We start from the raw sequence: 19,050 nt of genomic DNA, 5'->3' as shown, positions 1-19,050 counted from the left end.
TGTTGTCCCCCACCTCAAGGCATGTTCCCAAGCATTACTCACCCGTCCGCCGCTCGTCAGCAGATAGCAAGCTATCTCTGTTACCGCTCGACTTGCATGTGTTAGGCCTGCCGCCAGCGTTCAATCTGAGCCATGATCAAACTCTTCAATTAAAAGTTTATGTCTTTCGACAGCTCAATGAATTCTGAATTTATTTAATATCTTTCGATATTGAATTGACTGTGCTGAATAATTACTAAAAGTAACTATTCTGTTGGTCACTCAGCTTCTCTTTCGAGAAATCACATTGAGACTCTAAATTTGTTTGCCTTGCTTACCTATCTAAAAAGAAAGTTAAGTTCGGCTGTTAGAACTCAATCTGTACGAGTGCCCACACAGATGATTGCTTTATATTGTTAAAGAACGTTGCGATTAAAGCGCTTAACTTTATCTCGCTAGGGCTGCGCATATTACGCTTTCCTATTTTTTTGTCAACACTTAATTTTAAACTTTATCAAAAATCTAAACTCAAGTTTTACTCGACTTTCTGAGCAGCTCCTGCTTCGCTATGCGTTGGCGTTCCCCGTCTCAGTGGGGTCGCATTATAGGGCGAATCGATTTTAACGCAAGCGTTTTTAAAGGCTTTTTTGCATTTAATTTTTACCCCAAAGATACCCCACCTAGACACACATGTTACCCACAAAACCCTGTGGATAACTCATTTTTTTACGCTGTTTACTAAACTATTTACTGTGCTTGTGGTAAGTTGCGCCCGATATTTACAACTCGTTCACTAGGTAACGCACATGACAGATATAATAAATAGTATAAGTGGTCTCTTATGGGGTCATATTTTAGTGTACTTATTAATAGCTGCAGGGCTATTTTTTACAATACGTCTTGGTTTTATCCAATTTGTACAGTTTCCACATATGATTAAAGTCATGTTTCAAAGTCGTCAAGGCTCTGACGGCGGCATTTCTTCTTTCCAAGCATTTTGTACTTCTTTAGCAGCCCGTGTTGGTACTGGTAATATGGCAGGTGTTGCCGTTGCGCTTTATTTAGGTGGCGCAGGTGCTATTTTTTGGATGTGGTTAATTGCTTTAATTGGTATGGCTACTAGCTTTGCTGAAAGTACATTGGCACAAGCTTATAAAACTCGAGATGAAGAAGGTAACTTCCGTGGTGGTCCGGCCTATTATATGGAGTACGGACTTGGCAAGCGTTGGATGGGTGTTGTCTTTTCATTGTGCTTAATTTTAGCCTTTGGTTTAGTTTTTAACGCAGTACAGTCAAATTCTATTGCTGCGGCTTTTGAAGTCGCCTTTGGTATCCCTAACTATATAGTAGGTATCGCTCTTGTTATTGGGTCAGGTATTATTATATTTGGCGGTCTAAAAACCATTTCTCGATTTGCTGAATTAGCCGTTCCATTTATGGCTGCTGCTTACCTTGTGGTTGCACTTTATATATGTGCTGTAAATTACACTGAGTTACCTGATGTATTTATGCATGTGATCAGAAGTGCTTTTGGTATTGAGCAAGCGGGTGCCGGTGCAATTGGTTATGGGGTAATGCAAGCGATGATCCAAGGGATCAAGCGCGGCTTGTTCTCAAACGAAGCCGGTATGGGTAGTGCTGCGAATGCTGCAGCAACTGCAACACCAAACCCACCTCACCCTGCTTCACAGGGGTATGTACAAATGCTGGGTGTATTTGTAGATACTATTATTATTTGTACTGCAACTGCTGCTCTTATTTTATTATCAGAGCAATTAGTGCCAGGCTCAGATGTAACGGGTATAGCGCTTACACAAGCAGCCCTTGAAGAACATGTAGGCAGCTGGGGTGCCATATTTGTAGCAGTCGCTATTTTGTTTTTTGCATTTACATCTATTGTGGCTAACTACTCGTATGCTGAAACGAACTTATTATTCTTAGAGCATAACCACGCATCTGGCATGTTGATCTTCAGGTTATTAGTGTTAGGTATGGTAATGTTTGGTGCATTGGGCGAATTACCACTAGTGTGGACATTAGCTGATGTATCTATGGGCTTAATGGCAATAGTGAACGTAATCGCATTATTTATGCTCTCTGGTGTTGTGGTGTGGCTTGCTAAAGATTATAACGCTCAGCGACGCGCCGGAAAGTTACCGACGTTTGATCCAAGTAAGAACGACAAACTCAATAAAACTATTCCAAAAGGTATTTGGCATAAATAATTAGTTTTTATACTTCAAGTTAAAAACCCGAAACGGCCATTGTCATTTCGGGTTTTTTATTGATTTAACTTTAATCTAAAAGTTACTGATAACAGTAGTCACTTATAAATTACTAGTGTGAAGATAGACGTTATTAAAGCCGCCCAACCTACCTATAAGCTCACCTTATCCAAACATTATAAGCATCCTACAAGTAAATTTAATAACCTATGTAGTAGGTCTCAATGCTTATAACGACATCCCCGCTTAGGTTTATATACATTACTGCATAACCATAATAACTAACACTGCGCTTACTATACCAATCCGCAATAATACTCAATCATTTTGCGGGGCTAAACGTGTCGCTATCTGTGTTGAAAATTCTCATTTAGAACAACTAAATAGCGATTTTTTTGCCTAGCTATCAACCCGTTTTTCCTGCCTCAAAATAGACCGCTTAATTAAGCGAATTGGTATTAAAGAGTCTAGTTTATGATTTAGCTAACGACCTACACTACACCTTGATTAACTTGTAAAAAAGTCTGAAGTGTTCAATGACAGTCTATTGGTGAGCCAAGAGTATGTATCAGACCTTGCAACAAACCATTATTGCTAACAACAGGGGGTAGTAAATTAGTGTGCTTCAAGGGACTTAGTAATAAAGATATGATGATTTAATTAGATTTTACGGAAAGAATATAAAGTGGTGCCCGAGGCCGGACTTGAACCGGCACGACTTGTTAGTCGAGGGATTTTAAATCCCTTGTGTCTACCAATTCCACCACTCGGGCATCGAGTTTGCTAATTAAAGCGTGTGGAGTAATTATTTGGAGGCGGAACCCGGAGTCGAACCGGGGTAAACGGATTTGCAATCCGGTGCATGGCCACTCTGCCATTCCGCCTAAACATATCAAATAATTTGGAGCGGCACACGAGGCTCGAACTCGTGACCTCGACCTTGGCAAGGTCGCGCTCTACCAACTGAGCTAGTGCCGCATAATATTAATTCTAAATAATTTTTTATAAGTTACATAATTGGTGTATGTAACCAAACCACAAAGTGGTGCCCGAGGCCGGACTTGAACCGGCACGACTTGTTAGTCGAGGGATTTTAAATCCCTTGTGTCTACCAATTCCACCACTCGGGCATCGAGTTTACTATTTAAAGCAAGTGGATAAAACTAATATGGAGCGGCACACGAGGCTCGAACTCGTGACCTCGACCTTGGCAAGGTCGCGCTCTACCAACTGAGCTAGTGCCGCATCATATTAATTCTAAATAAGATTTTTTATAAGTTACATATTGGTGTATGTAACCAAACCACAACGTGGTGCCCGAGGCCGGACTTGAACCGGCACGACTTGTTAGTCGAGGGATTTTAAATCCCTTGTGTCTACCAATTCCACCACTCGGGCATCGAGTTTGCTAATTAAAGCGTGTGGAGTGTTGATTGGAGGCGGAACCCGGAGTCGAACCGGGGTAAACGGATTTGCAATCCGGTGCATGGCCACTCTGCCATTCCGCCTCAATACTAGGTTAGCTTTAAGATAAACTGGAGCGGCACACGAGGCTCGAACTCGTGACCTCGACCTTGGCAAGGTCGCGCTCTACCAACTGAGCTAGTGCCGCTTTGTTTATCTAGGGGGCTATGCCCTCTCAACACGGACGCATTCTACAGAGATTATTAAACGCGTCAACACAAAAAATGCTACTTTTGAACTGTTTGATTATTTTTTATCTAAAATGGTGCGTTATTAGACGTTTACAATCAATTTTTGGTCAATTCTGCCCATGCTGCAACTAAATATTGCACCATAGAACTGAGCGTTAAAAACGTCGCTATATAAAGTAGGCCATAGCTTAAATACATCATCCAGCTATCGTACTGCCAGATTAAACCGATAATGGCTAACATTTGAGCTGCCGTTTTTAATTTACCCATATCGGATACAGCCACGTTACCGCGCTTCCCCTGTTCAGCCATCCACTCACGTAGCGCCGATATAACAATTTCACGACTAATAATAATAAGCGCAGGGATAGTCATATACAAAGATTGATAATGCTCAGATAAAGCAACCAAGGCAGCACACACCATTACTTTATCAGCAACAGGGTCTAGGAACGCACCAAAAGGCGTTGATTGTTCAAGTTTACGGGCTAAATAGCCATCGAGTATATCTGTGATCGAAGCCAGCCAAAAAATAAAGGCAGCAACAAAGAATGCCCATGAATAAGGCATATAAAATATCACCAAAAAAATGGGGATAAGAAAGAGTCTAAACGTTGTGAGTGTGTTTGGAATATTCCACATAACTACTTGGATATGTCTTTTTTTCTATATTCGCACATAGGGCTAGCCCTTGTCATGCAAATGGTTAAATATCTTCTCAGCCATGTCAGGACTGATCCCAGGAACTTTCTTTAGCTGTTCTATATTAGCAGCTTTTACGCCTTGCATGCCCCCTAAATATTTTAATAATGTTTGTCGACGCTTTGAACCAACGCCATCTATTTCTTCTAATAACGACTGAGTACGCTGTTTTTGGCGCTTGTTACGGTGCCCTGCAATTGCAAAACGATGCGATTCATCCCGTATATGCTGAATCAAATGCAGTGCTGGTGCATCAGAATCCATAGGGATTGTCTTACGCCCACCATCTATAAGCAAGGTTTCAAGGCCTGGCTTACGGCTAGTGCCTTTTGCAACCCCAACTAATAACGGCATTTTGGTATGCGGCCAGTTTTCGAAATATTGCTCCGCTCTACCTAATTGCCCTTTACCACCATCGATAAAAATAACATCGGGAATTTTATCTTCATCAACCAGCTTGTTATAACGTTTGTTTAGTGCAAATTCCATAGCGGCGTAATCATCACCGCCAGTGATGCCCGTCACGTTATAACGACGATATTCTTTATTATTTGGCCCTTGGGAGTCAAATACAACACAGCTGGCCACTGTGTTTTCACCCATGGTGTGACTGATATCAAAACACTCCATGCGATTGATATCATCAAGGCGTAAAGTGGCCTTTAATTGCGCATAACGCTTGTTTATAGAGTCTTGAGTGCTTTGCTTCACCGTAATGCTATTTAATGCATTTTTATTCGCTAACTGTAAGTACTGTGCTCGCTCACCGCGGGCAACCACTTTTAGTGATACTTTACGCTCACTAATTTGAGTTAGTGCTTCGCTGAGCGCATCACTTTCTTCAATTTCAAACGGTAAAATAATTTCTTTGGCAATACGCCCTGTAGCACCTGGCGCTAAATAATACTGGCCTAAAAAAGAGGTTAAAATTTCTTGCTTTTGTGAGTCTTTAGGCACCTTTGGAAAATAAGTTTTACTACCCAGCACTTTATGATCGCGGATCATCAATAAATGAATCCCATTTAAACCGTTTAAATGGGCAAAGCCGACCACATCCATTTCCGCAAAATTGCCAGAGATAGATTGTTGCTCCTGCATTTTACGCAGTAACATAATTTGGTCACGTACTTTAGCTGCGAGTTCAAAATTAAGCTGCTCACTGGCTCTTTCCATTTTAGCGATTAGATCGGCTATTACTTCATGAGATTTACCAGTTAAAAACTTACGGACATAATTAACTTGCTGTGCGTATTCATCTTCAGAAACTTTATTTACACACGGCGCAGAACAACGTTTTAATTGATACTGTAAACAGGGACGACTTCGCGCACGATAATAAGCATCTTCGCATTGACGCACAGGAAAGATCTTTTGCATTAACCGCAAACTTTCTGAAACAGCTCCAGCGCTTGGAAAAGGACCAAAATATTCGCCCTTTACTTTTCTGCTGCCACGATGAAAGGCTAAGCGCGGATGCTTATGATTCGTTAGCAATATATAGGGATACGACTTATCATCACGTAACAAAATATTATAACGTGGCTGATATTTTTTAATCAGATTATTTTCAAGCAGAAGCGCTTCTGTTTCTGTATTAGTAAGCGTGACTTCAATATTAAAAATGTTACTTACTAAAACACGGGTTTTGCTGTCGGTAATATTGCTGCGAAAGTAACTACTTACCCGCTTTTTTAAACTTTTAGCTTTACCGACATAGATAACTTGGTTGTCATTATCGAGCATGCGATAAACGCCAGGTTCACTCGATAATGTTTTTAAAAACTGGGCATGATCAAATTCAGACATATATATCGACTAGTAAGAGATATCTATATCAATCATTTTGTAACGTATGGCTAAATGAGTAAGCTCTACATCGCCCCCTACGTTAAGCTTTTCAAACATACGATAGCGATAACTGTTTACTGTTTTAGAGCTTAAATTTAAGCGCTCAGCAATATCCTGTGCTTTTTCACCTTTGGTGATCATCAGCATAATTTGCAGTTCACGCTCAGACAAACTTTGAAATGGGTTTTCATCAGTTCGCCCAGTAACCTGAGCAAGCGCAATTTGCTGTGCTATTTCTGGCGCAATATAACGTTGCCCTGCATGCACGCAACGTATAGCACGCACCATTTCATCAGATCCTGCCCCCTTGGTTAAAAAACCATGAGCACCAATTTGCATAACCTTGCTCGGAAATGGGTCTTCACAATTAACTGTAAGCACAATAATTTTTACATCGGGACAATAACGGCAAATCTTTTTAGTTGCCTCAAGCCCGCCCATACCAGGCATGTTCATATCCATTAATACTATATTTGGCGCATGTTGACGGCAAAACTGTACAGCCTCTTCGCCTGTTTTAGCTTCACCTATTACTTTAAAACCACGTATGTCATCAAGAATACGTCTGATCCCTGTGCGCACAAGTTCATGGTCATCAACTAAAAGTACGTTAATCAATGGAACACCCTCACTAGCCTAATAAGATGCAAGTTAACAAAATTAATTTTCAACATTAGCATAGATACGACGAAACCATAACTAATATTATGCTTTCGCCGTCGGTCGCTATGACCCAATATTGTCAAAGCGTATTTACCTATCGTAGGTAAATACACCATAGTGATTTAAGCTGAGGCTTTTTCACTAAAACGGTCTACCCACAAAGCAATGATACCGTCGCCAGTTACATTACACGCAGTGCCGAAGCTATCTTGTGCAAGGTACAGCGCAATCATTAGTGCCACTGCACCTTCGTTGAAACCAAGCATACTAGTTAATAAACCTAACGCCGACATTACCGCGCCACCTGGGGCACCTGGTGCAGCAATCATAACCACACCTAGCATCATAATGAATGGCAGCATAGCCATTAGTGAAGGTACTTCCATGCTAGGCGATAAAAACATCACAGCCATAGCACAGGTAACTATTGTAATTGTTGAACCTGATAGATGAATAGTGGCACATAATGGGACTGTAAAGTTAGCTACATCTTCTTTAACATTATTTGCTTTACTTGATTGCAAAGAGACTGGAATGGTTGCCGCGCTCGACATGGTTCCTAATGCAGTAAAGTACGCAGGTAGCATGTTTTTAATTAGCTCAATAGGATTACGCTTAAGTAATAGGCCCGATACAATATAAAGCACACTCAACCATAACCAATGCATCACTAATGCGGCAATGAGTACTACACCAAAGGCCTGTAATGTATCAACAACGGTACCTGCCACGGTCATTTCAGCAAACACACCCGCAATGTAAAAAGGTAATGCTGGGATAATTACTTTAGCAAGTAAACCATCTATAATATCGCGCCCTTGATCAGACACCGTTTTTAATGTGTCTAAACCTAGCTGGCTCATACCAATACCAAATACAAAGGCTGTGACTAAAGCAGTCATTACACCCATTAATGGTGGAATTTCTAAGTCAATAAAGCTACCTACCTCGGTGACGGCTTCAGCTTCAAATGAAATTCCACCGCTTAGGAACGGAATAATCGCTGTGACTAATAAAAACGCTAAGGTACCAGCAATAATTGTTGAGCCGTAAGCAAAACCAACCGTTTTTCCCAGTAAATGCCCTGACCCTTTAGGCAGCCCGGCAATCCCAGAGGCAATAAAAAACAAAATAATCAGTGGAATTGTAAAACTAATAAGCTGGCCAATAAGCTCTTTTACTGTATATAAAAGCTCAACGCCAGTTAAGGGAATATAGAGTCCGACTAAAATACCGGCCACAATACCGGCAATTAATTTTAAGATTAACTTCATGGTGATTACTTTATTGAATTTAGATAATGTGTTTTTATCATGTTTTGAATAGTTTGTGTCAATAAACTGTTCAACCGCAGTTCATTTGCACAATTAACCAACAAAATATAAGTACGTAGTGTTGATTTGTTTAAATAACGACTACATAAACAAAAAATACAGTACAAAGTTAAAAACGAACAAATGGCTTCAAGTTCACCTTTTTAATAACTAAAAAAATAACAGGTTGAGTTTTTAGTTCAATCCGTTATAAGCGGAATTAATATATGTTATAGCCAAAGCTTACTTTAACTTTTTTTATCTCACAGTAAAGTAGGCTTATAAAGTTAACAGGCTAACTGTTAATGTGTTGATCAGATTGTACCTAAAGGAACATTATGTCTACTATTTTTGAAGATAACTCACTAAGCATCGGTAACACACCGTTGGTAAAACTTAACCGTGTTACAGGTGGGAATGTATACGCTAAAGTTGAGTCGCGTAACCCAAGCTTTAGTATTAAATGCCGTATTGGTGCATCGATGATTTGGGAAGCTGAAAAATCAGGTCAACTTACCAAAGATAAAGAGCTTATAGAGCCAACATCAGGTAACACGGGCATTGCACTGGCATTTGTAGCAGCCTCACGCGGCTACAAATTAACGCTTACAATGCCAAACACCATGAGCTTAGAACGTCGTAAGCTATTAAAAGCACTCGGTGCTAATCTTGTACTAACAGACGGTGCTAAAGGTATGAACGGTGCTATTGCTAAGGCCAAAGAAATTCAAGCATCAGCCCCTGAAAAGTTTATTTTATTACAACAATTTGAAAACCCTGCAAACCCTAAAATTCACTTTGAAACAACAGGCCCAGAAATCTTTGATGCACTTGATGGCAAAATCGATTTCTTTGTTGCAGGCGTTGGTACTGGTGGAACTATCACAGGTGTAAGCCGTTATCTTAAAAAAGAAAAAGGCTTAAATGTAAAATCAATCGCTGTAGAGCCAAGCCACTCTCCGGTAATTAGCCAAACACTTGCTGGTGAAGAAGTAAAACCTGGGCCACATAAGATTCAAGGTATTGGTGCAGGCTTTATTCCTGGGAATTTAGACCTATCAATAATTGATGGTGTAGAGAAAGTCTCTAATGAAGAATGTATAGCAATGTGTCACGAGCTAATGAAAAAAGAAGGGATTTTAGTTGGTATTTCATCAGGTGCGGCTGTGGTTGCAGCGAAACGTATTGCTGAACGTCCTGAAAATGCAGATAAAAATATTGTGGTTATTTTGCCAAGTGCAACAGAGCGCTACTTATCAAGCCCGATGTTTGACGAAGAGTTTAGCGAACAAGAGCTTGTGCAATAATCAAGCGATTTGATTAAAAAAGGATGTTTTTTAACATCCTTTTTTATTGCTTTTTTAATAAGTTACTATCTATTTAGTTCACTCCTCTTTACATCTTCTCCATTCCATCACACACTTTATGTATAAGTAATCAACCTGACCAAATATGAAAACAATTTTAACCATTTTTGTGCTCATTTTTAGTATTTTGATCGTTGGCTGTAATGAAAATACTAAACCTAAAGAGCAGTACATTGACAATGATCGTCCAGGCGACACTGCTACTGTGTATTTTGATGCGCTTTATAACCAGCATAACTTGCAAAAAGCCAGCGATTTCGCAACACCTAAATTAGCCCGCATAATGAAATCGTATGGGACGGCAAAACAGTTTGCGCGTAGTCTTATTAATTTACAGTACGATGAAGTTGTGATTGAAATTGATATGTCAAATTCAAGCCTGCGAGAACAGTATGGCAATCAGGCTAAAATAAACATTGTGTTTACCGGTTATTTTAATGGTAAAAAAATCGATGATTTCCGCAGCATCGAAATGCTTAAAATAAAAGGTAAGTGGTACGTAGATAAAATCATCGCCGATCCTTACGGGCGCTGATCAGTCATTCAGAGCCTTAGTAACGATAACCGTATATTCGAGCTTAAAAAATACACAACATAAAAAAAGCCTTAAATCATAAATTTAAGGCTTTTTTATTATCTTCTTTATTATTATAACTCAGCGTTAGATGTCTTCTGGTTTAAAGTTATCAACCGCAATAGCCTGCATTCTTAGCTTATTAGCATGATGCATTGCCTCACCATCAACTTTAGTTACTAACTCATGTTCAAGTGCGTAATCAATCGCTTGTTCAATATCATAGGTGGCAGGCACCTTGCCTTTTCGTTGCCACTGTTTTAACAGCTTAAACTGATTGTGCATATCGTGCATTGCTAAGAAAGCATTTTCCATGACGCCTGTTCCGGCATTTTCATCCACATAACATAAATGGGTAAGTCTATTTCTAAATACCCCTGGTTGAGTCATGTGTTCGCAAATACGCTGGGCAATCGCATCACTTGGTTTGTGATAATGATTACCTAATGGAAAAACAATACGCTTAAGTGTAAAGTTAACCACAGGATTAGAAAAGTTTTTAAAGAAGCCATCAAATGCTTGGCCTATTGCATATAACGATGTCTCTAAAGCATATTTTACAAAAGGCAAATCCGCTTGCTGACGCCCTTCATCTTCAAAACGCTTTAATACCGTGGATGCAATATATAAATGACTTAACACATCGCCTAAACGTGCCGATATCATTTCTTTACGTTTAAGTTCACCACCTAACATCAACATTGCAACATCCGTTGTGAACGCCAATCCTCGGCTCATTCTACCTAATTGTTTATAATAGACGGCCGTCTCTCCACACACAGGCGCTTTAGCAAAGTAGCTGCGAGTTAAACCATGCACCAAGGCCATACTTGCATTACTCAGTGCAAATACAATGTGCTTCATTAACAAGCCATCAAATTGCTCAAGTGCAGCATCATCGTCATCCATTGCTGCAACTTCCATTTCTTTTAACACAAAAGGATGACAACGGGTTGCACCTTGGCCAAATATCATAAGGTTACGGGTAAGAATATTGGCGCCCTCTACGGTAATAGAGACGGGAATACCCATATAACCGTGTGCTAAATAGTTATTAGGCCCAACCTGAATCCCTTTACCTGCATGAATGTCCATTGCATCATTCATTATCGTTCGACCCATTTCTGTCATGTGGTACTTTGCAATAGCAGTTACTACTGACGGGCTTAGCTTTAAATCAATAGCACCAGCTGTCATTAATCGGCATGATTCCAATGCATAAGTTAGTCCACCAATACGTGCCAACCCTTCTTGTACGCCTTCAAATTGCCCAATTGACACGCCAAACTGTTGGCGTACAACTGTATAAGCCGAGGTCATCTTAGCTGCCAAGTGCCCTGTTGCAGTGCTTAATGCCGGTAATGAAATACCACGCCCTGCGCTTAAACACTCTACTAGCATGCGCCAACCGCGCCCTGCCCCTTGCTGGCCACCTATAATCCAATCAAGCGGAATAAATACATCCTTACCGTACGTTGTGCCATTCATAAACGCCATGTTAAGTGGGTAATGACGCTCTCCTGTTTTAACACCTGGGTGATCAGTTGGAATAAGTGCACACGTTATTCCGAGCTCTTTTTCATCGCCTAACAATCCATCTGGATCGTACATTTTAAATGCAAGACCTAACACAGTCGCAACTGGCGCAAGGGTAATGTAACGTTTTGACCAATTTAAACGCAGTCCCAACACTTCCTTACCATCATGCTCGCCTTTGCACACCACGCCTGAATCTGGAATACTGCCAGCATCAGAGCCAGCCTCTGGGCCCGTTAATGCAAAACAAGGTACATCGTCCCCTTTTGCAAGGCTAGGTAACCAACGATTTTGTTGCTCAGTTGTTCCGTAATGCAGTAATAACTCACCAGGACCTAAGCTATTTGGTACCATGACCGTTACGGCGGCCGTTAAACTTTTAGTCGCAATTTTTGACACTATCGTAGAGTTAGCAATAGCAGAGAATTCAAGACCCCCAAATTTTTCAGGGATGATCATTGCAAAAAACCCTTCGGTTTTTAAAAAGTCCCAAACCTCTAAAGGTAAATCTTTGTCTTTTTGTACAATTTTATAGTCATCAAGCATGGCTAATAAAGTTTCAACTTGATTATCTATAAATGCAGTTTCTTTTTCACTTAACTTAGGTCGCGGATAATTATGTAATTTTTGCCAGTCAGGCTCACCACTAAATAACTCGCCATCCCACCAAACATCGCCTGCTTCCATGGCTTCTCGCTCTGTTTGCGATAATGGCGGCAACACCTTTTTAAACATCTTAAAAGTAGGTCGAGTAATTAAATTAAGGCGGATATCTTTAATCGCAAACACCACGACCACCACAACCAGTAATATAATAAATACTGACATGAGCACATTCCTTTTACAGTTATAAAAACATTGATTTAATTATGACCGATCTTAATTTAAATACAATGGGCTGTCAGACGAGTGCCACTAAATGATGAAGTTATTCTATTGCGATTAAAATATAACGATGAGTAAAGTCACTAATTTATTACACACAGCAAAAAGCCCACAAAATGTGGGCTTTTTACTACTTAACTGGTTTTAATTATTTAATTAAAACTGAAAACGCATGTTAGCAAAGTAAGCATCGTTATCTGAGTCATCTGCGTTGTTGCCGTAACCCACTTTTAAACCAATGTTTTTATTGATGAAGTGTTGAGCACCAAAGCTGTAGTTGTCTTCTTTATCGTAAGCTGCAAATACAGAAGTCGCTTTAGAGAAATAGTAGTTTGTTTCTACGTTCCATTGATCATCTGCTTCGTCAAGGCTTACAAATGTACCTTCTACTGTTAAGTAGTTACCTTGTTGTAAATCAACAAAGTATTTAGCAGCTACTGAACGAGAATCAAAATCATCATCTGATTCTACAGTAATACCTACGTAATCTGTATCGTTTAGCATGTGGTTGTATGCTAAAGAAAAGAATGTAACGTTATCACCATCTTTTTGATCAACAAATCTTACTTTTGCAAGTAAGTCAGGGTTGAAGAAGTAACCAGCAGAAAGTGTGTATGACTCGTTGTTAGAGTTGTAATCAGCATTTTGGTAAGACGCACCAACAACAAAATCTTCAACGAAGTATTCACCACCAATAGCAGTCACATCGCCAAAATCGTCATCAGCGTAGCCACCAAATACGTTGCTTTGCTTGTTAATGTATTCGAATTGGTCGTATGGACCTAGTGTGCTCTTTGGAGAGAAGTAGTAAGTAGAGTCCACGCTGATAGTATCGTTGTTATCAGTATCTGTGTAGCCTAAGTTACTGATTGATTGATAGCTATCTGCAGCGTGTGCAGCACTTGATAATAAAAGACCTGAAATAATAATTGCTAACTTTTTCATAATGAAACATCCCTATGTACATTGTTTTTGTACTTTAACTACATTGCTAAAGTGGGGGTATGCTAACGCCGCGAAACTGAACGAAAACTGAATCAAGCAATTGTATTTGTTAGGGAATTTGTAAGAAAGTGTTAGAGTAATTTATGTTAAAGTAATCGCAACAAGCTGTAAACAATTACTTTAATTTTACACCGATTTTTGTTTGTTTCTATAATGAATACTGGCTGATTATCCTATAAACATCATTTATGTTATCACCTGCTTTAAAGTCCTTGCTAATAGGCGTTGGATCTGAACCTACCCATATTTTTAACTCGGCGTCTAAATCAAAGTGCCCCGCACTCTCTTTACTGAATTTAGTAATTTTAGAATAGGCAATACTGATCATTTCCATTTTAGACCCTGTCACGCCTTGCTTATCGATTAAAATAAGTCGCTTATTAGTAAAGATAAACATATCACGGACAACTTTATACGCTTTTTCAACTTGCTCACCTTCAATAAGGGTATTTGCCAACACTTTCTCTAAATCAGCGTCATCCACTTCACTGGCATTACCCATTAAACCACTAAATAGTCCCATTATAGTTTCTCCTGTTTAAATATTTGATTTTCTAATGTATGGCCATTTACTAACTGCCGATACTGCCAATTATGTTGGCGACAAAATTGCAATAGTGCTATATCGAGCGGATCACTGGTTGGTTGATACTCAATCACGTACTCTTTGTGCTGGCTCATATAAACACGACTCACCCCCTCAAGTGCTTGGAGTTGTTGCTCCACATTTTGATACACGTCGCTAAGCATTAAGGTGTAAAAGTGCTTATCGGTGTTCACTGCTTTAGTTTGGTGCTCGCTTAATACGCCTTTATCCAAATGGAGTACTTGGGAACACAGTCGTTCTAATTCAGTTAAATCATGTGAACTTAAAATAAACGTCGCTTGGTCACTTAACTGAGATACCAACTCGCGCACTTCTCTGGCATGAATAGGATCAAGCCCTGCCGTGGCTTCATCTAACATTACAATTTGTGGTGAGCCAATTAATGCTTGCGCTATGGTTACACGCTTGCGCATACCGTGGGATAAATCCCCAGCGCGGTTTTTTGCAATTTCGCTAAGGCCCACTAAATCAAGCACACGAAGTGCCTCTACGTGGCTTTGCTTAGTACTCATGCCTTGTAGCTTGGCATAAAAACTAAGTTGTTTATCTATATTAAAACGCAGATCAAGCTGGGCATCTTGCGGTAATGCACTCACTTTATTAAATAAAGCAGCGCTGCCTGGTTTATGGCCGAGTATTTCAAGCTCTCCCATGCTAGGGGCTATATAGCCGCACAGCAAACTAAATAAAGTAGTTTTTCCTGCGCCATTAGGGCCAACAAGCGCAACGGGAGCACCTTTTTGAATCTCAAAATTCACATTATTAAGAGCCAGTTTTGAGCCGTACGATTTACTTAAATTACGCCCTGTGATTAATGATTTCATAGTGAGCTCCTTGCAAAAACACGTTGCGCAACCACAAGTAGCACCGCTGTTTGCACAAGCGGAATAGCCAATGCACTCAATAGCGGTAAGTTCTGTCCCGCTAATAACTCTATTTGCACACCAGGGAATAAATAATCAAGCACACTTAATGCGGGTATTTGCCACTCCAGCAATCCAACAATAATGCCACCGGCTGTAAAATATAAAATGGCTAACACAATAGATAAGCGAGATGAGCTCGCAAAAGTATTAATCAAACTCATTAACGCAACAAACGGCGCAAAAGTAACAATGAGAATTAAAAATATTGAAACTGCACGGCCAACGCCACCAACAAGTAAGCTCGGATCGCGAAACCCGAGCACCGCCAATGTCGCTACCAATGTAATGCCAACTAAACAGGTTAGTACCGCTAACTGCCCTAAAAATCGACCAAAGAGTATTTCAAAGCGGGTTGAGCGCAGTGATAAAAACCTTAAAGTCCCCCTCTCTCTGTCACCCACAGTTTGATCACTACAAATAAATAAGCTAAAAACAGGAAAACTATACAAAGCAATTAGCCAATACATAGCAAATTCGGCTTCAGGCCAATCAAGTAACTTATTTAATCCAATAGAGCCGGAAATATCACGGGCTATTTGTTCAAAATCGGGGGAGCTGATAATGCCCACTGCCTGCCCTATGGGGTAACGTAAAATAACAAGCCACACTACCGCAAAAGCCGCCAGTGCAATAAGTCCTCGTTTAGTTAAAAACATACGTACAAGCTCAAAACCCGCAATTTGAGTTAAGCGCCCTACGTTTATTGGTAATGGTGTTGCCATTGACTATCCTTAATGACGTTGTTCATGCTTTAAAATAAGCGTTATTTAACAACACTAAGTGTAAACACGTTGAATTGCTAGCAAAAAAAGCCTACTCAGAGGTAGGCTTTGTAACAAATAATGTAATTTAAACAATTAGTAATTATAAATGTTGCTCATAAATAGCTAATGCTTGCTGTAAGTCGGCAATTAAATCTTCAGCATCTTCTAAGCCAATGTGCAAACGAATAACAGGTCCATGCCCCCATCCTGTTTGCGAGCGCAGCCCTTTCATTGATAGGTTTGCCGTTACTAAGCTCTCAAAGCCTCCCCAAGAAAAGCCCATTTTAAAATGCTGCAAGCTATCTAAAAAAGCATCAATGGCCTTTTGGTTACCGGTTTTCATTACAAACGAAAACAAACCATTACTACCGTCAAAATCGCGTTTGAAAAATTCATGCCCAGGACACGTTTCAAATGCTGGGTGGCGAATATGATCAACTAACTCGTGCTGCTCTAACCATTTAGCAACCTCAATAGCCGCTTTTTCATGCTGATTTAATCGCACCGCCATGGTACGCAAACCTCGTAGTGCTAAATACGCATCATCTGCACTGGTGCATTGCCCGAGTAAATAAGAGTGTTCACGAAGTGTTGGCCAATATTTTTTATTCGCTACAGCTACGCCCATCATCACATCTGAATGACCTACAATATATTTGGTTGCCGCTTGAATACTAATATCAACACCATGTTCAAGTGGGCGATAGTGCAAACCATTACCATAAGTGTTATCAAGCACCGTCATCACATTATGATCATTTGCCACTTGCACCATAGCGGGAACATCTTGAATTTCCATGGTAATTGAACCCGGAGATTCTAAAAACAACACTTTGGTATTGTCTTGAATGTACTCTTTTATATCTGCGCCAATCATGGGCGGATAATAGGTCGTAGTAATGCCCAGCCCCGCTAAAATCTTGTCGCAAAAATCACGGGTTGGCTCGTAAACAGTATCCACTATTAAAATATGATCACCGGACTTTAAAAACGATAACAATGTTTGGCTTATCGCTGCCGCGCCACATGGGTATAAGGCACAGCCTTCACCCCCTTCGAGTTCAGTAATTGCCTCTTGCAGGGCAAAATGCGTAGTGGTGCCACGACGGCCATAAAATAACGTTTTATCACCGCGTGTTTTAGCCGCTTCTTTAAGCTCACTCACAGAATCAAACACAATCGTTGAAGCGCGCTGAACTACCGGGTTCACTACCCCATGGGTGTACGCTTTTTTGCGCCCTGATGAGACTAACTGAGTATTTTTATTTTTGCTCGACATGATTCATCCTTCTATCTGAGTACGCCAATATTCAATTAAATAACGCGAAATTGAATCAGCTCTAGGTAGCTTTAAATGCTCCCCTTGATGGTGCCAATCTTTAAATTGCGCAAGTTCTTCGCGAGAAAACCACTTTGCATCTTCAAGTTCATCTTGCTCTGTGCTTATTTCATCACTGCTTGCTGTGGCAATAAAACCTAGCATAATTGACGAAGGAAACGGCCAAGGTTGCGAAGCAATATATTCAGCTTTTTCCACAGTAATACCCGCCTCTTCTTTTACTTCTCGGATCACGGTTTGTTCAAGGGTTTCACCAGGGTCAACAAAGCCTGCAAGCGATGAATACAATCCTTTTGGCCAAGTTGCTTGGCGACCCAATAAGCAGCGTTCAATCCCATCAGAAAATGTTTTAGTTACTACCATAATAACCGCAGGATCGGTACGCGGAAAAGTCTGGTGCAAACACGCAGGATTGTCGCATAATCGAGAGTGACCCGCTTCAACTAAGTGATTTTTGGTACCACAACGGCCACAAAAACTATGAGTGGCATGCCAGTAACATAACCCTCGGGCAAGCGCTGCATTTGAGCCATCTTCAAGTGCCACCTGTGTACCAAACTGGCGAATATCTGCAAACTGGGCGCCATCAATAATCGTTGCTAATAACGACTCGTCGAGTGCGGTTACATCTAGCGCAAATACGGCATTATCCTGCTCATTTGAACCTAAAAAAATAGCCTGCGTTAAATCTAAATGTGCCACCTGTAGGTAAGCCAAATACACCACCTCAGGGCTACTGTTAGCAAATAAGGTGTGATTGCCTTTAACTAAAAGCCATAAGCTGTCTGCTGTTTTTTTTGCGTCTACCCAAGTAGGGTCTTTGCGCGCATTTGAGCCTCTGTCTAATGGCATATTACTGTAGTTAAGCATGTAATTCCTTGATACTAATTGATTCTTAAAATTACCATAATCATCCACTAAACCCAATTTATTACCGCCATAAAAAAAGCCTAAATTAGGCTTAATTAATCTATGCACCCGCTGTATTAAAAATACTCATGTTGAAGGTGGGCATTCTGCTCAAAATTACACCGAACCAACGCAGCGCTTATACTTTTTAAAGTAGTAACTGATTGTCAATTAAATGAAATTGCTCAGCACTTTGCTTAAGTACCTCTGCGGTTAATTTATCAGCACCGTATACATCACACGGAACATTGTATTGATTTTTTAAGTGCCCAAGTAATAACGCAAAGTCACCGTCACCCGAGAGTAAAATAACCTTATCAAGCTGCTTTCCCTGCTCTAGCATATCTATGGTTATACCTACATCCCAATCGCCTTTGGCACTGCCGTCACGGCGTTGAATAAAGGGTTTTAGTTTTACTTCAAAGCCAATAGCGCGCAAAATATTTTGAAACTGATTTTGCTTTTCATCACCTCGGTATATTGCATAAGCAAACGCACATTCAATATCGTATTGTTGCTCTATCATTCGCCAAAAGGCATTGTAATCAAAGTTTTTACCGTAGCTTTCGCGACAGGTGTAATAAATATTTTGTACATCGACAAAAATACCTACACGAGGTTTACTGCTTTGTTGTGAGGTCATTATTATGTCCTAATGAGTAATACTTGCAATTGCGTGTTAAGTAACCTAAATTAGTTACCAAACCCAATGTAACCAAATACGGTTACACTTTAAGATGTAACCAAAATTAG

General features: G+C 40.2%; 15 protein-coding genes, 8 tRNA genes and 1 rRNA gene. 3 read left to right on the top strand and 21 right to left on the bottom strand.

From position 1 onward, the window contains the following. A 16S ribosomal RNA gene (locus ND6B_RS0119380) occupies nucleotides 1-152 on the bottom strand; the annotation flags it as partial. Nucleotides 153-785: 633 nt separating this feature from the next. Between ND6B_RS0119380 and ND6B_RS04975 the strand changes: the two genes are divergently transcribed. After that, nucleotides 786-2,204, top strand: coding sequence for an alanine/glycine:cation symporter family protein (locus ND6B_RS04975; RefSeq protein WP_033103910.1), 1,419 nt, complete (start codon nucleotides 786-788; stop codon nucleotides 2,202-2,204). A 686-nt stretch (nucleotides 2,205-2,890) separates the two neighbouring features. On the opposite strand, the gene ND6B_RS04980 is transcribed toward ND6B_RS04975, so the two are convergent. The 12 genes from ND6B_RS04980 to ND6B_RS05035 form a co-directional block, all read right to left on the bottom strand. Next, nucleotides 2,891-2,977: transfer RNA gene (locus ND6B_RS04980), tRNA-Leu, on the bottom strand. Between the two features lie 37 nt (nucleotides 2,978-3,014). Beyond that, nucleotides 3,015-3,088, bottom strand: a tRNA-Cys gene (locus tag ND6B_RS04985). An 18-nt stretch (nucleotides 3,089-3,106) separates the two neighbouring features. Continuing rightward, a tRNA-Gly gene (locus ND6B_RS04990) sits at nucleotides 3,107-3,182 on the bottom strand. Between the two features lie 65 nt (nucleotides 3,183-3,247). Then, nucleotides 3,248-3,334: transfer RNA gene (locus ND6B_RS04995), tRNA-Leu, on the bottom strand. Nucleotides 3,335-3,373: 39 nt separating this feature from the next. Then, nucleotides 3,374-3,449: transfer RNA gene (locus ND6B_RS05000), tRNA-Gly, on the bottom strand. Between the two features lie 66 nt (nucleotides 3,450-3,515). Continuing rightward, a tRNA-Leu gene (locus ND6B_RS05005) sits at nucleotides 3,516-3,602 on the bottom strand. A gap of 36 nt (nucleotides 3,603-3,638) precedes the next feature. Further along, a tRNA-Cys gene (locus tag ND6B_RS05010) sits at nucleotides 3,639-3,712 on the bottom strand. 28 nt (nucleotides 3,713-3,740) lie between these two features. Then, nucleotides 3,741-3,816 (bottom strand) — tRNA-Gly (locus ND6B_RS05015). Between the two features lie 139 nt (nucleotides 3,817-3,955). Beyond that, complete coding sequence (pgsA, locus tag ND6B_RS05020; protein WP_033103909.1) at nucleotides 3,956-4,501, bottom strand: CDP-diacylglycerol--glycerol-3-phosphate 3-phosphatidyltransferase; 546 nt, start codon at nucleotides 4,499-4,501, stop codon at nucleotides 3,956-3,958. Between the two features lie 42 nt (nucleotides 4,502-4,543). After that, on the bottom strand, nucleotides 4,544-6,367 hold the full coding sequence (uvrC, locus tag ND6B_RS05025; RefSeq protein WP_033103908.1) for an excinuclease ABC subunit UvrC: 1,824 nt from the start codon (nucleotides 6,365-6,367) through the stop codon (nucleotides 4,544-4,546). Nucleotides 6,368-6,376: 9 nt separating this feature from the next. Further along, nucleotides 6,377-7,027 carry a UvrY/SirA/GacA family response regulator transcription factor gene (gene uvrY, locus ND6B_RS05030; RefSeq protein WP_016899482.1) on the bottom strand — a complete coding sequence of 217 codons (651 nt, stop codon included), beginning with the start codon at nucleotides 7,025-7,027 and terminating at the stop codon, nucleotides 6,377-6,379. A 167-nt stretch (nucleotides 7,028-7,194) separates the two neighbouring features. Then, nucleotides 7,195-8,346 carry a dicarboxylate/amino acid:cation symporter gene (locus tag ND6B_RS05035; RefSeq protein ID WP_016899481.1) on the bottom strand — a complete coding sequence of 384 codons (1,152 nt, stop codon included), beginning with the start codon at nucleotides 8,344-8,346 and terminating at the stop codon, nucleotides 7,195-7,197. Nucleotides 8,347-8,723: 377 nt separating this feature from the next. Between ND6B_RS05035 and cysK the strand changes: the two genes are divergently transcribed. Together cysK and ND6B_RS05045 are read left to right on the top strand one after the other, a co-directional pair. Beyond that, nucleotides 8,724-9,692 (top strand): cysteine synthase A, encoded by a 969-nt coding sequence (gene cysK / locus ND6B_RS05040; RefSeq protein ID WP_033103907.1) that lies wholly within the window; start codon nucleotides 8,724-8,726, stop codon nucleotides 9,690-9,692. 145 nt (nucleotides 9,693-9,837) lie between these two features. Beyond that, complete coding sequence (locus ND6B_RS05045) at nucleotides 9,838-10,287, top strand: hypothetical protein (protein ID WP_013464590.1); 450 nt, start codon at nucleotides 9,838-9,840, stop codon at nucleotides 10,285-10,287. Between the two features lie 126 nt (nucleotides 10,288-10,413). On the opposite strand, the gene ND6B_RS05050 is transcribed toward ND6B_RS05045, so the two are convergent. The 8 genes from ND6B_RS05050 to ND6B_RS05085 form a co-directional block, all read right to left on the bottom strand. After that, the gene (locus tag ND6B_RS05050; protein ID WP_033103906.1) at nucleotides 10,414-12,690 is read right to left on the bottom strand and encodes an acyl-CoA dehydrogenase; all 2,277 of its coding nucleotides are present in this window, start codon (nucleotides 12,688-12,690) and stop codon (nucleotides 10,414-10,416) included. Nucleotides 12,691-12,903: 213 nt separating this feature from the next. Continuing rightward, nucleotides 12,904-13,692, bottom strand: a complete 789-nt coding sequence (locus tag ND6B_RS05055) for a putative porin (RefSeq protein WP_013464588.1) — start codon at nucleotides 13,690-13,692, stop codon at nucleotides 12,904-12,906. A 208-nt stretch (nucleotides 13,693-13,900) separates the two neighbouring features. Next, nucleotides 13,901-14,275 (bottom strand): PH domain-containing protein, encoded by a 375-nt coding sequence (locus ND6B_RS05060; protein WP_013464587.1) that lies wholly within the window; start codon nucleotides 14,273-14,275, stop codon nucleotides 13,901-13,903. Beyond that, the gene (locus tag ND6B_RS05065) at nucleotides 14,275-15,183 is read right to left on the bottom strand and encodes an ABC transporter ATP-binding protein (protein WP_033103905.1); all 909 of its coding nucleotides are present in this window, start codon (nucleotides 15,181-15,183) and stop codon (nucleotides 14,275-14,277) included. Before ND6B_RS05065 ends, ND6B_RS05060 begins: the two co-directional genes overlap by 1 nt. Then, a complete protein-coding gene (locus tag ND6B_RS05070; protein WP_033103904.1) occupies nucleotides 15,180-16,007 on the bottom strand; it encodes an ABC transporter permease in 828 nt (275 codons plus the stop codon). Before ND6B_RS05070 ends, ND6B_RS05065 begins: the two co-directional genes overlap by 4 nt. A gap of 142 nt (nucleotides 16,008-16,149) precedes the next feature. Next, complete coding sequence (locus ND6B_RS05075) at nucleotides 16,150-17,328, bottom strand: cystathionine beta-lyase (RefSeq protein ID WP_033103903.1); 1,179 nt, start codon at nucleotides 17,326-17,328, stop codon at nucleotides 16,150-16,152. Between the two features lie 3 nt (nucleotides 17,329-17,331). Then, entirely contained in the window at nucleotides 17,332-18,258 is a 927-nt protein-coding gene (gene nudC / locus ND6B_RS05080; protein ID WP_013464583.1) for an NAD(+) diphosphatase, read from the bottom strand. Nucleotides 18,259-18,445: 187 nt separating this feature from the next. Then, the gene (locus tag ND6B_RS05085) at nucleotides 18,446-18,940 is read right to left on the bottom strand and encodes a LabA-like NYN domain-containing protein (RefSeq protein ID WP_033103902.1); all 495 of its coding nucleotides are present in this window, start codon (nucleotides 18,938-18,940) and stop codon (nucleotides 18,446-18,448) included. Nucleotides 18,941-19,050 lie beyond the last annotated feature (110 nt).

Source organism: Pseudoalteromonas sp. ND6B (assembly GCF_000764215.1).
Taxonomy (GTDB): domain Bacteria; phylum Pseudomonadota; class Gammaproteobacteria; order Enterobacterales; family Alteromonadaceae; genus Pseudoalteromonas; species Pseudoalteromonas tetraodonis.
Note: the sequence above shows the minus strand (reverse complement) of the source record. Positions and strands in the feature narration are given on the sequence as shown.